Genomic DNA, 16,000 nt, shown 5'->3' with positions numbered 1-16,000 from the left:
AATCGCGCCGAAGCGAGTTGTTCCGGGCAGACATTACCCCAACTGTAAATGTTATGGACGGCACCGAAACAGCTCGGCGGCTGATCAATCAACGATAGACGGAGGATTCATGGACTACGTAAAGCTTGGCAACACAGGGCTGGATATTTCCAGACTGTGCCTTGGATGCATGACATTCGGCGAGCCCGATGCCGGAACGCATCCCTGGACACTGGGCGAAGAAGCAAGCAGGCCGATCATCAGACACGCCGTCGAGCAAGGCATCAATTTTTTTGACACGGCCAACAGCTACTCGGCAGGTACTTCGGAAACCATCGTCGGCAAATTGCTCAAAGAGTTCACCCGTCGCGACGAGACCGTCATCGCCACGAAGGTGTTCTTTCCGGCAAACATGTGGGAAGGCTCGACCCGTCCTAACGAAAAGGGGCTCTCGCGCAAGGCCATCATGTCCAGTATCGACGCGAGCCTGACGCGACTCGGCACTGACTACGTCGACCTGTACCAGATCCATCGCTGGGACTATGACACGCCCATCGAAGAAACCATGGAAGCCCTGCACGATGTGGTCAAGGCCGGCAAGGCCAGGTACATCGGCGCGTCCTCCATGTACGCATGGCAGTTCGCCAAGGCCCAGCAGGTCGCGACCGCGCATGGCTGGAGCAGGTTCGTCTCGATGCAGAACTACCTGAACCTGGTGTATCGCGAAGAAGAGCGCGAGATGATCCCGCTGTGTATCGATCAGGGTGTCGGCCTGATGCCGTGGAGCCCGATGGCACGCGGCAGGCTGACCAGGCCCCATGGTCAGCAGACGGAGCGGACCAGAACCGACGTTTCCGGCCAGTCGTTTTACGAGGCGACGGAAAAGGAAGACGGTCGGGTGATCGATACCGTGGAACAGCTGGCCGCAGAGCGCGGGGTGCCAATGGCGCAAATCGCACTGGCCTGGGTATTGGCCAAGCGCGGTGTATCCGCGCCCATCGTCGGCGCCTCCAAGGCCACGCAACTGGACGATGCCATCGCAGCGCTGCAACTGGTGCTCAGTGATGAGGACATCAAACGTCTCGAAGCTCCGTACGTGCCCCATGCAGTGACCGGTTTCGTCTGACCGACGCAGCAAAACACCCGTAACCGGCGAACGACATGAGCGTCGCCGGTTACCCGCGGCACAGAGCGACGACGAGGACCCTAAAGATCGCACCCCACGCTTTCGTAACTGTCATACAGTTCTGAAATAACACCTGTCTATGTCACCGTGCGCAAATATCTATTGGGCAGCGAGTCGACTGGACGGTATTGTCAGGCCATTCTGAATAAAGGCTCTTTGCCATTATTTAATTCGACTTCTTCTCTTGCCTCGCTCAGGTTCATTTCATGAAAAATCAGGTTTCTCTGGCTACGCGCATCGGCTTGGGATTCGCCGCTGTCGTGTCGCTGCTCATCTTGATCACCGCCGTTGGCATTCAGCGGGTCGGCTTCATCGACAGCACCCTGGAAGACGTAGGCGAAAATGCCGCCAAGGTGCAACGCTATGCGATCAACTTCCGGGGCAGCGTGCATAACCGTGCGATCGCCCTGCGTGACGCCGTGCTGGTCAACAACGATCAGGACCTGGCGCTGCATCTGGCAGAGATGACCCGCCTTGAAAAGGACTATGTCGACTCGGCTGTGCCGATGGAGCAGTTGTTCACAAAGCCCAATGTCAGTGCCGAAGAACGCCAATTGCTCCGGGGCATCAAGGAAATCGAGCAGCAAACGCTCGGCTCTACCAAGAGCGTGATTGCCTTGCGCCGTGCCGGAGACATCGCCGGTGCGCAGGCCTTGTTGCTGAGCCAGACCTCCGGTAACTACAGTGAATGGCTGAAGCGCATCAACGCGCTCATCGACCATGAGGAAGCCTCGATCAGGGTCCAGCTGGATAATGTGCAGGCGACCGCCAGCCAGTTCCGTGGCCTGATGCTGCTGGCCACGGCGTTCGCTGTGCTGCTGAGCATCGTGCTGTCGGCGTTCATCATCCGCTTCGTGAAAAAGACCCTTGGCGCAGAGCCGGTTGATGTTGCCGAGGCCATTCGCCGACTGGCAGCGGGCGATCTGCAGCAAACCATCACCACGGCCTATCCTGACAGCGTCATGGGTGTGCTGAGAACGGCGCTAAACCGTCTTTCAGAAACCATCACCGACGTACGCATGGCCGCTCAGGAGGTCAGCCAGTCCTCTACCGTGCTGTCGACGGCCTCCTCTGCCAACAATGCGCAGATCATGGTGCAGACCCGTGAAGCCGAACAGGTGGCCACCGCCATCAGCGAGATGGCCGCGACGGTCAGTGAAGTGTCGGGCTATGCAGCGCAGGCCGCAGACGCTGCACGTCTGGCTGACAGTGAGGTGGCGAACGGCAACACGCTCGTCGAAGGCACGACCACTGCCATCGAACAACTGGCGGCCACGCTGACTGAAACGACCAGCACCGTGGAGCGGGTCTCACGGCACGGCGAGGAGATCGAAAAGGTGATCGAGGTGATCAACTCGATTGCCTCACAAACCAACCTGCTGGCGCTCAACGCGGCCATTGAAGCCGCCCGCGCGGGCGAGCATGGCCGAGGTTTTGCGGTGGTCGCCGATGAGGTTCGTTCGCTGGCCAATCGCACCCAGCTGTCGACCCAGGAGATTCAGAACATGATCAGCACGCTGCAGGGCGGTACTGAAACTGCGGCACAGAACATGCGCGACAGCTGTGAACTGGTCAATCGTGCCGTGGAACAGACACGCAATGCCCAAAACGCCCTGTCGAGAATCAATCAGGAAGTGAGTGCGATCAATCACATGAACGCGCAGATCGCCAGCGCGTCGGTTCAACAGAGCGCGGTGGCAGAAGACGTTGCGATAAACATCACCAGCATCCACGACTCGACGCTCAAATCTGCCAATGGATCGCAGCAGGTGGCAACCGCCAGTGAGGAGCTGGCACAGCTTGCGGATCGCCTGACCCGCAAAGTCGCATTTTTCAAGGCAGGCTGAGGGTGTGATGAAGGTGTGATGAGTTATCGCGACGATGGATTGAGCATCGCCGCGGTATCCCATTATCGGCAGATCAGTCTATGCAACTGACCGGCCTTGAGTTGCGCATCGCCAGTATCACGGTGAGCATGGACAGCGCGGCACATACCGCGCCGATCACGATGGCAGCGGTAAAGCCGGCCCGACCGGACACCACACCACCAATGAACGCCCCGCCGCCTATCGACAGATTCACCACACAGACCAGCAACGCCTGAACGCCTTCGACACGATCATTGGAGGCCTCGAAACACCAGATCTGCGTGGTGATGGGGATCATCCCGAAAGCGAACCCCCAGACCAGAATCACCGGCCAGAGCAGCCACGGGTTACCGACGAACATCAGCAGCGCCGTCAGCGAACCCAGCATCAGCAGGGTCATGATCAGCACCGAGGACGGCGCGCTTCTGGCCGCCAGGGCTCCACCGGCCAGATTGCCTGCAACTGCCGCCAGGCCGAACGCGAAGAGCAATGCGCCCAGGGCCTGACCCTGAATATGCGCGAATTCCTGCACGAAGGGTGCGAGGTACGTGTAAGCCGCGAAGTGCCCGACATAGATCAACAGTGCGGCGGCGAACATGCGACGAATGCGTTGCTCGCCAGCCAGCGACAGCATCTGGCTGATGCCTGCGGAACGCTCGCCCGGCAACGCAGGCAGGAAGAATGCGATCAACAAACCCACTGCCACCGTGACCACTGCCGCTGTTTCAAAAGCGGCCCGCCAGCCGAAGGCTTCACCGATCAACGTACCGGCCGGAATCCCGGCGACAGTGCCAATCGAGACGCCCGCCAGCACATAAGCCGTGGCCTTGACGCCCTCCTTGCCGGGCCTCAAGCGCGGCCCGAGGGACCCGGCAATCGTCCAGAATCCCCCCAGCGCGAAGCCCAGCAGGACCCTGCCTGCGAGTGTCAGCCAGAAGTGCGTAGACAACGCGACGATCAGGTTGGATGCCAGCAATATCGACAGCAGCCCGAGCAACAGGCGCTTGCGGTCGACATGACTGAACAGGGCAATACAGGACGGTGCCGAGATGGCCGCAAGGATGCCGGGGACGGCCATCATCAAGCCTGTCTGGCTGATGCTGGTTCCCAGGTCGCGAGCGATATCGGGCAGCAGCCCGACCGGCAGAAATTCAGTGGTGACGGTGGCGAACGACCCAAGCGATACGCTGCCAACGGCCCACCATGAAGCGGGTTTTGTTTCTACGTTTCCAGCGGTTTCAAAGCGACTCACAGCGGTTCCAGAATTCGGGAATGTCAGCGACCGGCCGCTCGGGCCAGCGCGTGTAAGCGGCCAACCCTAACGTGTAAGCCCGTATCGAAGCCACCTTGCGAAAGAATTTTGTGTGGATGACGCAAAGTAAGCCCAGCGAAGACTGGCCATCAGGCCGATGCTCCGCGGAGAGGCTGCATGGTTGACGCAGAGCGTCACGAACGGCATTCCCACGCGGAGCATGGGAACGATCAATCATCGACTATCGTGCCGACGCTCCGCGTCAAGAACAGCGTTCCCAAGCAGCGCTTGGGAACGATCACTCAACAACGATCTCAGGTCATGTGACCTACTTGTTGCGGGTCACTCTCCAGACGGTGTTTGCCAGGTCATCAGCGATGATCAGTGCGCCTTTCGGATCAACCGTCACGCCCACTGGCCGGCCGCGAGTCTTACCGTCAGCTCCGCGGAAACCGGTTGCGAAATCCACAGGCTCGCCCGCAGGACGGCCATTGCTGAACGGCACGAAGATCACCTTGTAACCCACCGGGTTATCGCGGTTCCAGCTGCCGTGCTCACCAACGAACACGCCATCGGCAAACTTGTCGCCCATGGCAGGGATCGAGAACGACACGCCCAGTGCGGCGACGTGCGAACCAAGGCTGTAATCAGGCTTGATCGCCGCAGCGACTTTGGCCGGATTCTGCGGCTGGGCACGCGTGTCGACATTCTGGCCCCAATAGCTGTAAGGCCAGCCGTAGAACGCGCCCTCCTTCACCGAGGTCAGGTAGTCCGGAACCAGATCAGGCCCCAGTTCGTCACGCTCGTTGACCACGGTCCACAACTGCCCGGTGCCCGGCTGAATCGCCAGTGCCGTCGGGTTGCGCAGCCCGGTCGCATAAGGCTTGTGGGCACCAGTGGCGGCGTCGATCTGCCAGACCATGGCCCGATCAATCTCGACCTCCATGCCGCGCTCGGTCACGTTACTGTTCGAGCCGATACCGACATACAGGTAACGGCCATCAGGGCTTGCCGTCAGCGCCTTGGTCCAGTGGTGGTTGATCGCCGATGGCAAGTCGGTGACCTTGGTCGGCTCACCGCTGGCCTTGGTCTGACCTTCCTGATAATCGAAGCTGACCAGCGCATCCTGGTTGGCGACGTACAGCTTGCCGTTCGCGAAGGCCAGGCCATAAGGCGCATTAAGGTTCTCGGCAAAGACCGTCTTCAGCTCGTACTTGCCGTCGCCGTCCGCGTCCCGCAACAGTGTCAGACGATTACCGCTTTTGACCTTGGTGTTGCCATGGGCCTTGATGACGCTGGCAATCACGTCCTTGGGTTTGAGCTTGGCAGCGCTGCCGCCGCGTCCTTCGGCAACGATGATGTCGCCGTTGGGCAAGACGATGGACTGGCGCGGAATATTCAGATCACTGGCAATCGCCGTGATGCTGAACCCCTCAGGCACGGCAGGCTTCTGATCGCCCCATGCGGTCGGTTCGGCAATCTTCATGCTCGGCAACAGGCCGCGTTGCGGGTCCGGCAGCTTCGGGTCCGGTCCGCGCGCCTGAGTGCTGTCGGCTTCACCACCGCAGGCGCTCAGCAGCAGCGCCATGCTCAATGCAGTCAATGCGTGGATATTTCTCATTCTGCACCTCCGGAACGCAGGCTGGTGAGCCCGGTCCACGTCGCAACGCAGGCCAGAACAGTGACGATGACCGACAGGATCAAGCCAGACGGCATGACCGCCCAGGCGTCTTTCGCATGCTCGAAGGCATTGACCAGACCCAGCACCCAGGTAACCAGCAACAACAGGAAGTACACCACGGGACGACCGGCCTTGTGATCGGCGCGAACCAGATTGACCAACGCGAACAGCAACGCCAGCCCGCAGAACAACAGGCCTCCGGCAATCAGCCAGGCGGCAAAGTTGCTCCACTGCACCTGAAACGTCTGGTAATAGGCAATATCACTCAGCAAGCCACCGAGAAACAAAGGCACGGTTCCGGCAAGCAAGGTCGCATGTAGCGGGCCTGGCGTGTAGCGGTAGACGGGATGGGTGGTTACGGTCATGACGGCTCCTTTTCGTTCGGCGACCCTGGATCAAAACTCAGTGCGGATGCGCTGGCAGGTCGGGGTCGCGCTGAATGCGCATAAGGAAGGATCATGCTGAGCACGCGATAGTTCAGCGTTTTTCATTTCGAAATATTTTGAAAACGCTACTCGCGTGCAGTGCGCTTGTTTCGCCGGCAACGCTCAGAGCAATAAAGCACCTCATCCCAGCAGCGCGCCCACTTCTTGCGCCAGGTAAACGGCAGCCCGCAGACCACGCAGGTCTTGACCGGCAGCTCGTTCTTTTTCAAAGCGCCTCTCCGGCATCCAGTCTGGCCAGCAAATGCTCGCCCCGCTCCCACAGCGCCTGTTGCCTGGGCTCAGCCATGCGATCAAGGTTCTTATAGATAATTGCCATGCGCTGATTGCGACGTAACAGGTCGCCGTGGCGCATCAGGAAATGCCAGTAGAGCGCATTGAACGGGCAGGCATCCTCAGTGGTGCTTTCAGTGACCTTGTACGCACAGCCGCGGCAATAGTCAGACATGCGCTTGATGTACTGGCCGCTGGCGCAATAAGGCTTGGAGCCCAGATAGCCGCTATCCGCGTGCATGACCATGCCCAGCGTATTGGGCAGCTCGACCCAGTCGAAGGCGTCCATGTAGATCGCCAGGTACCACTCGCAAATCTGCTCCGGCACGATGCCGGCAAGCAGGGCAAAGTTGCCGGTCACCATCAGGCGCTGAATGTGGTGGGCGTAGGCATGCTTCAGGCTTTGGCCAATGGCCTGACTCATGCAGTTCATCTTGGTTTCACCGGTCCAGTAAAACTCGGGCAGCGGCCGGCTGTTACCGAACAGATTGCCGCTCGCGTAATCGGGCATTTTCAGCCAATAGACGCCACGCACATACTCCCGCCAGCCGATCAGTTGGCGAATGAAACCTTCGGCGGCATTCAGCCCCACCCTGCCCGACCAGTACGCGGATTCAACGTCACTGCACACCTGGCGTAAATCCAGCAGCCCGATGTTCAGCGCCGCGCTGATGCGCGCATGAAACAGAAAAGGCTCATCAGTGGCCATCGCGTCCTGATAATCGCCGAAACCGGCCAGGCCATAGTCCAGAAAGTATTCCCACAGCGCCTGAGCGTCGGCGTGCGTAACCGGATAGTCGAAATTATCCAGCGAACCGTAATGGCTGGCAAAGCGCTCGCCTACCAGCTTTAGTACCTGGCGCGTAATGGTGTCGGCGGAAAAGCGCAGCGGATAAGGCGCTGCCACACCCTTGGGCAGCGCCTTGCGGTTCTCGGCATCAAAGTTCCAGGCACCACCGACCGGCGTACCGTCGCCGTTCAACAGCAGCCTGCTTTTGCGGCGCATCTCCCGGTAAAAGAACTCCATGCGCAACTGCTTCTTGCCGTGCGCCCACGATGAGAATTCGTCACGGGAACAGAGAAAGCGCGTATCGGCGTGCCACTGGATGGGCAACCCGCAGTCCTTGATCGACTGCTCCAGACGCCAGTCGCCACACTCGGTAACGTGCAGCTCTTCTGCTCGCAACAGGGCCTGCCAACGCTGTAACTCACCCGGCACCGACCCGGTGTTCTGCGGATCATCGAGCATGACGTACTGCACCCGAACACCACGCTCACGCAGCGCCTCGGCAAAATGACGCATGGCACTGAAGATCAGCACGATCTTCTGCGGATGATGCGGCACATGACTCGCCTCTTCCATGACCTCGACCATCAGGACCGCGTCGCGTTCGGGGCACAGGTCCTTCAGGGACGCGAGGCCGAAGGAAAGCTGATCGCCAAGGATCAGGTGGAGACGAGGGGCTTGGGTCAATGGAAGAGGCTCCGCAGCCATAAAAACTTGTACCAATGTAATTTCATGTACAAGATTTTCATAGCGCTTTTCGATGGGATACGTGTCAGACCCTCACGGCGACTCACGTCCGGCCTCAGCACGGAAATGTGAAAAATTTGTTAACTATTTGTTCGCAGTGTCTTTTTCTGTGCGAAACAACCTGTCACACTAATGCGAACCATTATCAACATTATTATCATCCAGCCATGGAGGGCGTCGAGGGAGTGTCGGGTTCATGTCGGGGCAACAATCGCAAAGCCGCAATCGTTTCACACCGGGTCTGTTGGCAATGGGCATCTGGGCTGCCACCACACAGGCAGCCTTGGGCGCTGAAGAACAGCCCGCCACAACCATGGAACTGGGCGCAACGCAGATCAGCAGCGATCAACTTGGCTCCACAACCGAGGGCAGTCAGTCCTACACCACCGGCCCGATGCAGACCGCGACCAAGTTGCCGCTGACCATTCGTGAAACGCCGCAGGCGGTAACGGTTGTCACCCGCCAACGCATGGACGATCAGGCCATGACCAGCATCAATGACGTGGTCAGGTATACGCCGGGACTGTTTTTGGACCAGTCCAGCGGGCCGGGTCGGCAAACCTACACGTCGCGCGGTTTCGACATCGACAACATCATGTACGACGGCCTGCCCGCGTCTTATTCGGGCTACACGGCAGGCGTTCAACCCAATCTGGCCATGTTCGATCATGTCGAGGTGATCAGGGGTGCCACTGGCCTGGCGACAGGGTCTGGCAATCCTTCGGCAGCGATCAATATGGTGCGCAAACGCCCTACCGCCGTGCCACAGGTCACCCTCACCGGCACGGTCGGGAGCTGGGACGATTACCGTGGCGTATTCGATGCGTCCGGCCCATTGAACGACAGCCGCACGGTTCGCGGCCGCATAGTCGGCTCCTACCAGGATGCCAACAGCTTCCGCGATAAGGAAAAGAGCGATCACGGCGTGTTCTACGGGGTGGTCGAAGCCGATCTGAGTGACGCGACGACCGCCACCCTGGGCCTGTCTCGTCAGGAAGATCAGACCAACTACTTCTGGGGCGGCCTGCCCCTGGGCGTCGATGGTCACCACCTGAACCTGCCGCGCTCCACCTATTCCGGCTCGGATTGGGAAAACAAGAAAATCCGGATAGACACCGTGTTCGGTGAGCTGGAGCACCGTTTCGACAACGACTGGAAGCTGCGCGTAGCAGGCTCGAGCTCGTCGCTGGACGGTCTGTTTTCGGGGACTTATCTGTCTCGCTACAACGGCCCGCTGGAAACCACGGCCTACCAGTCGAAGCCGGAAGAGCAGCAGACCGCCTTCGATGCCTACGCCAGTGGGCCGGTCGAGGCCTTCGGCCGCACTCATGAAGTGGTGGTCGGCACCAGCCGGCGCGTGTACGACCAGACCAGCAACGAGTACAGCCCTTACGACACCGGCCTGCCCATCGGCGCGCCAAAGCCGGACTTCGTTCGCAATGGCAAGACGCATAGCATCGCTACTCAGGATGCGGTCTATCTCACCACACGCCTGAGCCTGGCCGATCCGCTGACCCTGATCCTCGGCGGCCGTCTGGACTGGTACGACTACGATGACCGCGTCGGCGATGAAGACTACAAAGTCACCCGTAACCTGACGCGCTACGCAGGGCTGATCTATAAGCTGGATGAACACCACTCGCTTTACACCAGTTACACCGACGTCTTTCAGCCGCAGAGCGCACAGGACCTGTCCGGCAAGGTGCTGAAGCCGGTGGTGGGCGAAAACTATGAAGTCGGTATCAAGGGTGAATACTTCAACGGCGCGCTCAACACCTCCCTGGCGGTGTTCCAGATCGACCAGAAAAACCTCAAGACCCAGTCGCCGACCCAGGCGGGCTGTGCGGTTCTGACCTGTTACGACGCTGCCGGTCTGGTACGCAGCCAAGGCATCGAGATGGAATTGCAAGGCGCGCTGACCGAGAACTGGCAAGTCGGTGCAGGCTACACCTACGCCCGCACCCACTACCTCAAGGATGCCGATACGACGAAAAAGAACCAGCGTTTCGACACCGACACACCCGAGCATCTGTTCAAGGTGTCGACGGTCTATCGCCTGCAGGGCGCACTGGAGAAAATGCGCGTCGGTGGCAACGTTTACTGGCAGAGCCGCATGTATAACGACATCGCGCTCACCGATGGCAGCTATCGCCTGGAACAGGGGAGCTACGCCGTTGCCGACCTGATGGCGGGGTATCAGGTGAGCAAGAACCTCGACCTGCAACTGAACGCCAACAACATCTTCGACCGCACCTACTACACGGCAATTGGCGCAAGCTCGGTATGGGGTTCCACCGACGTCTACGGCAATCCGCGCAGCTATGCGTTGACGGCCAAGTACAGCTTCTGAACCTGAGCCACGCTGCTGCCGGGCATGCTCGGTAGCAGCGTGGTTACCTGAGCGGTTACGCACCGCCATCCAGACCAAACGCCTTCGCCATCCCGCCTGCTCCTTTGGGCGTCAGCTGCAGTGCTCTGGAATCCAGATGGCGGCTTACCCAGCCGCGCTTGAGCATCAGTTCCAGCAGCGCCGCCCCCAACGCGCCGCCGATGTGCGGGGCGCGTTCACTCCAGTCCAGGCAGGCGTAGGCCAGACGTCTGCGTTGCTGACGTACTGCGTCCACGTCAATGCCCAGCGCATTGAGTGATTCGGCACCCTGTTCACTGAGCACATAATCCTTGCCCTGCTCACTTAACCAGCCGGCCTTGAGCAAGGCGTCGTGCAACTTGACGGCGACTTCTCCGGCGCAATGGTCGTAACAGGTTCGGGCCTGTCTCAAGGCCGAAGGCGTGTTGGGTTTGAACGGCGCAACGCTGTGTCGAGTCAGCAACAGCAAGGCTTCCAGCGCTTGCGCCACCTGCGCGTTGGCCAGTCGATAGTAACGATGCCGCCCCTGCACGAGCATTTCCACCAACCCCTGCTCACGCAAACGCGCGAAGTGGCCACTGGCGCTCGATGCGCCTGTATCGGCTAGCGCCGCCAGCTCGGTCGCGGTTCGTGCGTGCCCGTCCAGTAGCGCACAAAGCATTCGGGATCGTGCAGGGTCAGCAATGGCACCCGCCACTGCCGCCAGCGAGAGGTCTGCCGCTTCAACATCCATAGTTCAGCCATCCCTGAAGTGTTCTCGTAGGCAGTCATCATACTGCTGCCAAACCACTTGAAGGGATTCACCCATGCGTCAATCGAGTTTTTTCGGCAGAAAAGTCGTCGCGGCCACGTTTCTGATGGCTGTGTTTGGCTGGGGCATCGGCTTTTACGGTCCGCCGATATTCATGTATGCCGTGATTCAGAGAACCGGCTGGTCGACAGCGCTGTGCTCGGCTGCGGTCACGGTGCATTTTCTGGCAGGTACGTTGGTCGTGGTCAACCTGCCTGCGTTGTACAAAAGGTACGGCCTGCCGTGGATTACGGTCTCAGGGGCGGCAACCCTAGCTGTCGGTGTGTACGGCTGGTCGATCGCCAATCAGCCCTGGCAGCTATTTATCGCGGCGGCTCTCAGCGGATTCGGTTGGGTAACCATGGGTGCGGCGGCGGTCAACGCCACAATCTCGCCATGGTTTATCAGCAAACGCCCCGGCGCATTGGCGATGGCCTATAACGGCGCGAGCATCGGCGGCGTGGTCTTTTCGTCGGGCTGGGTGTACCTGATCGACCAGTTCGGGTTCAACCTCGCGGCGATCGTGGTGGGTGTGCTTTCAACAGTCGTGATCGCGCTCCTCGCTTTCGGTGTGTTCCGGTTCAGGCCTGAACATCTGAGTCAGCACCCCGACGACATTCGCCAGACAGCCACCGACCTGCCTCCATTGCAGGACACTGCACCCATAACGTTGCGGAGTAGCCGGCCATTCATCACGCTGACGGCAGCCATGTCGCTCGGGCTGTTTGCGCAGATCGGCCTGATCAGCCAGTTGTTCCTGCTGCTGATTGATCACGTCACACAACAGACCGCAGGTATGGCCATGGGTGTTGCTACCTGCAGCGCTATCTTCGGCAGATTTCTGTCCAGCAGGCTGTTAGCGCTAGGCACCTGTAGACGCCACGTCGCCTGCCTGAGTTACGCCTGCCAGGGCCTGGGCTGTGTGGTGCTGATGTTTATCGGCACAAGCCCTGCCCTGTTATGGGCCGGCATGATTCTTTTCGGCGTGGGTATCGGCAATGCGACATCACTGCCTCCCCTGATTGCCCAAGCGGAATTTCCCAGGCATCAGGTTGCGCGCGTGGTGACGTTGATCGTCGCCATCGCTCAAGGTTGCTACGCCTTTGCGCCAGCCTTCTTCGGTGGCGTCCGGACTTTATTCGACGGGCCTGACAGCGACGTGGTGATACTGGCACTCACTGCCAGTATTCAGGCGTCAGCAATACTTGCGCTCATCAGCACGCGACCCCATGGAAAACCATCTAAATCCCCGAAAACAGAGTGATCACTCTGTTTTTTAAAAAGAAGATTAATGCCTGTAAAAACACAAAAACCATAAAAATATTGCCTATTGAATTTATATTTTGAAATTAAAACAAAACTAAAACAAAATAGCCGCCATTTAACTTTAACAAATTTCAACTATATAAAATTACATTCGTGTATTTTACCTTTCAGCAACTTTTCTGTTTGTCACGCACGCCTTGAATGAACTGTCAGCGGCCCTGAGCTGCTGACTTGCCTGTCTGCCTGTTTCATATTTCTGTTTGGAGATTCTCTCGATGGCCAGCCCCCTGCTGCCTGTTGTTGCCACTTTACTGATGTCCCTTGCCGCCCTCCCGGTGTCTGCCGCTGACGGGCAGAACCCGCTGCCATCCACGTCGAGCGAGCGCCGCGCAGAAGTCGACGCACAGCGTGAGCAGATCACCGGTGCCGACGCTGCCGTACAGAAAACGCCCAGTGGCGCGCAAACGGTGGTGGATGCACCGATCGACACTGCGGACGCGCCTGCCGGCAATGAAGACCACTGAGTGACCCACTGACTGCAACCGATCAACCTATGAATGATGTAAGGAATAACTCCGTGTCCATGATCAAACAAGGCCTGGGCCTGAGCCTGTTGGCGCTCGGTATCGCCCAGGCAGGCAGCGTATTCGCTGTCACGCCGATGACCGGCAATGAAGTGGAAGCGCGCGTAGGCGCGATGCTGGACAACATGACGCAATCGGAAAAAATCAATTTTTCGCGCGTTGACGACGGCCGCATGATTCCCAAGCTGGACAAGTTCAACCTCCAAGGCACGGTCGCCTATGACTCGGCCATGGGCGTACTGGTCGGCGGCAAGACGTTCGGTGCGCAGTACCCTTCCCCGTCAGCACTCGCGGCCACCTGGAGCATTAACCGGGCCAAGGAATTCGGTCTGGCCATCGGCTACGAAACCCGCATCGCAGGCGGTCAGCAGATGCTGTCGCCGGCCATCAACCTGTACCGCACGCCGTTCAACGGTCGGGCGGCTGAGTACATGAGCGGCGAAGATCCGTTTCTCGGCGCAGTACTGGCACCTGCCGTCACCAACGGTATCCAGGTTCAAGGCATCCAGGCGGCCGCCAAGCATTACCTGATGAACGAGCAGGAAGCGAACCGTCATTATCTGGATGTAAAGATCGACGAACGGGCGATGCAGGAGCTGTACCTGCCGGGCTTCGAGTCGCTGGTCAAGAACTCGAATATCGCCTCGATCATGTGCGGCTACAACAAGATCAACGGCGAATACGCGTGTGAAAACCATCACCTCATCACCGATATCCTCAAAGGCCAATGGGGCTTTCAGGGTAACGTCATGAGCGATTTCAACTCGGTTCAGGACGCCTTCAAAGGCGCATGGGCCGGCACCGATATCGACATGCCGAGCGGCCTTCAGTTTACCGAAGCCAAACTGCTGCCTTATGTCTGGAATGGTCAACTGCACCAGAACGTGATCGACGACAAGGTGCGCAGGAACCTGAGAGCGCTGGTCAGCTACGGCTTTGACAAGGGGATCAACAAGGCGCAGCCACTGGAGCATCGTGAATACGGTCAGCTGGCGGCCTTGAACGTGGCCAGAGAATCGATCGTCCTGCTGCGCAACGAGCCAGTGGACGGGCAAAAACCTCTGCTGCCGTTGCCGAGAAACGCAAAGATCGCCGTCATTGGCGACATGGCCATGCAGCCGCCGACCGCGCCGTTCGGCACCGCCTATTCGGCGCCGGCCAGCTATGTCACCGAAGTGAGCGGACTCAAGCAACTGGCGTCTGACCCCTCCAATGTGGACTACCTGCCACAGATGAGCCTGAACCCCAAATCATCGGTCTGGTATCAGCCAGGCAGTGACCAGCAGGCGATCAGCAACACCGGCGTAAAAGCCGAGTACTACGCCAACACCTCGCTGTCCGGCGACCCGGTGGCAACCCGCATCGAGCCGGGCGTCAACCTGGACTGGATTACCAGTACCAACGTGACCGATAACGGTGCCAGCACAGTCAGCGGTTATACCCCTGCGCCAGGCGCGTTCTCTGCCCGCTTCACCGGCAAGATCAAACCGACGATCACCGGTCCTCAGGTGTTCAAGGTGCGTGCGGACGGTGCCTATAAACTCTGGATCAATGATGAACTGGTGCTCGAGGACGAGGGTTCGCAAGTCTCGTTCGACCTGATTCCAGTGGTTCCGCGGACGGTTAAAACCCCGAACCTCAAAGCTGGCAGCGAATACAACGTGCGCCTCGAATACCGCCGGCTCAAGGGCAACTTCACCCCGGTACTGGGCGGCATGAACGGCGTGCAGATGAGCTGGGCAGCGTTGCGTCCACCAAAGAACCTGGGGGATTACGACGCTGTCGTGGTAGCCGCCGGCAACAACTTCGAATACGAGGGTGAGTCGCTCGATCGTCCGTTCGAGCTGCCGCAATTCCAGTCCGAGCTGATCGGTTTCATTCAGAAAGCCAACCCGAAAACCATCGTGGTACTGCACGGTGGCGGTGGCATGGACATGCAGCCGTGGGCTGACAAGGTAGCCGCGTCTCTGCACGCCTGGTATCCAGGGCAACAGGGCGGCCAGGCACTGGCTGAAATCCTCTTCGGCAAGGTCAATCCGTCGGGCAAGCTGCCTATCACGCTGGACAAGAAGGCGCAGGACAATCCGAGCTATGCATCGTACTCGAACCCGGTGCCGTACTATTTCAGCAGCCCTAACCCGCCTGTCGAAATGAGCTACAGCGAAGGCCTGTACCTGGGCTATCGCGGTTACGACAAGAAGCACACCAAACCGCTCTACCCATTCGGTTTCGGGCTTTCGTACACCACCTATGCGTATAGCGATCTGAAGCTGTCGAGCAACGTGCTGGCACCGGGCGCGACCATTCAAGCGTCGTTCACGGTTACCAACACGGGTGACAAGGCCGGTTTTGAAGTGGCTCAGTTGTACGTGCAGCCTTCCAAGCCGCTGGTTGATCGTCCAGAGAAAGAGCTGAAGGGCTTTTCCAAGGTTTACCTGAAGCCTGGCGAAAGCAAGACCGTGACCATTGCGCTGGACTCGCGCTCGTTCGCGTACTACTCAGCCAACTCGGTGAGCTGGAACGTTGACCCTGGCAAGTTCAAGGTGCTGGTGGGCAAGGACTCGGAAAACCTGGCGCTCGACCGCACGGTTGTAGCGCTGTACCCGGAGCAATTGACCACTCGCGACTCCAACCCGCTGCCGATCCCCCTGCGCAAGGCCGTACAGGTCAAGGCAGAACAGGCTTACTAAGCAACATTCATCCCAAGCAACATTCCCAAGCCAAAGGCATCGGTGGTCGACAGGACCACCGATGCCTGCCTGGCCAATGCTCGCAG

The 16,000-nt window shown here is 59.1% G+C and carries 12 protein-coding genes; 6 read left to right on the top strand and 6 right to left on the bottom strand.

All coding sequences use genetic code 11. The annotated features are described in order from the left end of the window. Nucleotides 1-109 precede the first annotated feature (109 nt). Both LIX91_RS16085 and LIX91_RS16080 read left to right on the top strand, forming a co-directional pair. A complete protein-coding gene (locus LIX91_RS16085) occupies nt 110-1,105 on the top strand; it encodes an aldo/keto reductase (RefSeq protein ID WP_003342942.1) in 996 nt (331 codons plus the stop codon). Nucleotides 1,106-1,371: 266 nt separating this feature from the next. Beyond that, the gene (locus tag LIX91_RS16080; RefSeq protein ID WP_003415797.1) at nt 1,372-3,012 is read left to right on the top strand and encodes a methyl-accepting chemotaxis protein; all 1,641 of its coding nucleotides are present in this window, start codon (nt 1,372-1,374) and stop codon (nt 3,010-3,012) included. A 73-nt stretch (nt 3,013-3,085) separates the two neighbouring features. Here LIX91_RS16080 and LIX91_RS16075 read toward each other — a convergent pair whose 3' ends face one another. The 5 genes from LIX91_RS16075 to LIX91_RS16055 all read right to left on the bottom strand — a co-directional run bounded on the left by LIX91_RS16075 (nt 3,086) and on the right by LIX91_RS16055 (nt 8,177). Next, nucleotides 3,086-4,285 (bottom strand): MFS transporter, encoded by a 1,200-nt coding sequence (locus tag LIX91_RS16075; protein WP_226488765.1) that lies wholly within the window; start codon nt 4,283-4,285, stop codon nt 3,086-3,088. 328 nt (nt 4,286-4,613) lie between these two features. Beyond that, a complete protein-coding gene (locus tag LIX91_RS16070) occupies nt 4,614-5,906 on the bottom strand; it encodes a PQQ-dependent sugar dehydrogenase (RefSeq protein WP_226488764.1) in 1,293 nt (430 codons plus the stop codon). Then, nucleotides 5,903-6,331: a DUF2231 domain-containing protein gene (locus tag LIX91_RS16065; RefSeq protein ID WP_003368607.1), complete on the bottom strand. Its 429-nt coding sequence runs from the start codon at nt 6,329-6,331 to the stop codon at nt 5,903-5,905. Before LIX91_RS16065 ends, LIX91_RS16070 begins: the two co-directional genes overlap by 4 nt. A 146-nt stretch (nt 6,332-6,477) precedes the next feature. Further along, complete coding sequence (locus LIX91_RS16060) at nt 6,478-6,621, bottom strand: DUF2256 domain-containing protein (protein WP_003315231.1); 144 nt, start codon at nt 6,619-6,621, stop codon at nt 6,478-6,480. Further along, the gene (locus LIX91_RS16055) at nt 6,618-8,177 is read right to left on the bottom strand and encodes a cryptochrome/photolyase family protein (RefSeq protein ID WP_226488763.1); all 1,560 of its coding nucleotides are present in this window, start codon (nt 8,175-8,177) and stop codon (nt 6,618-6,620) included. Before LIX91_RS16055 ends, LIX91_RS16060 begins: the two co-directional genes overlap by 4 nt. A 235-nt stretch (nt 8,178-8,412) precedes the next feature. Between LIX91_RS16055 and LIX91_RS16050 the strand changes: the two genes are divergently transcribed. Continuing rightward, nucleotides 8,413-10,566, top strand: coding sequence for a TonB-dependent siderophore receptor (locus tag LIX91_RS16050; RefSeq protein ID WP_003415793.1), 2,154 nt, complete (start codon nt 8,413-8,415; stop codon nt 10,564-10,566). 55 nt (nt 10,567-10,621) lie between these two features. Here the strand turns inward: LIX91_RS16050 and LIX91_RS16045 are convergent, their stop codons facing one another. Next, on the bottom strand, nt 10,622-11,317 hold the full coding sequence (locus LIX91_RS16045) for an ArsR/SmtB family transcription factor (protein WP_226488762.1): 696 nt from the start codon (nt 11,315-11,317) through the stop codon (nt 10,622-10,624). 73 nt (nt 11,318-11,390) lie between these two features. Here LIX91_RS16045 and LIX91_RS16040 point away from each other — a divergent pair, with 73 nt between their 5' ends. The 3 genes from LIX91_RS16040 to LIX91_RS16030 all read left to right on the top strand — a co-directional run bounded on the left by LIX91_RS16040 (nt 11,391) and on the right by LIX91_RS16030 (nt 15,914). Then, nucleotides 11,391-12,638 (top strand): MFS transporter, encoded by a 1,248-nt coding sequence (locus LIX91_RS16040; RefSeq protein ID WP_226488761.1) that lies wholly within the window; start codon nt 11,391-11,393, stop codon nt 12,636-12,638. Between the two features lie 277 nt (nt 12,639-12,915). Further along, nucleotides 12,916-13,164, top strand: coding sequence for a hypothetical protein (locus LIX91_RS16035; RefSeq protein WP_032698359.1), 249 nt, complete (start codon nt 12,916-12,918; stop codon nt 13,162-13,164). Nucleotides 13,165-13,223: 59 nt separating this feature from the next. After that, nucleotides 13,224-15,914 (top strand): beta-glucosidase, encoded by a 2,691-nt coding sequence (locus LIX91_RS16030; protein WP_226488772.1) that lies wholly within the window; start codon nt 13,224-13,226, stop codon nt 15,912-15,914. Nucleotides 15,915-16,000 lie beyond the last annotated feature (86 nt).

Origin of the sequence: Pseudomonas sp. B20 (assembly GCF_020515755.1) — a bacterium.
In the GTDB taxonomy this organism is placed as follows: Bacteria; Pseudomonadota; Gammaproteobacteria; order Pseudomonadales; family Pseudomonadaceae; genus Aquipseudomonas; species Aquipseudomonas syringae.
Note: the sequence above shows the minus strand (reverse complement) of the source record. Positions and strands in the feature narration are given on the sequence as shown.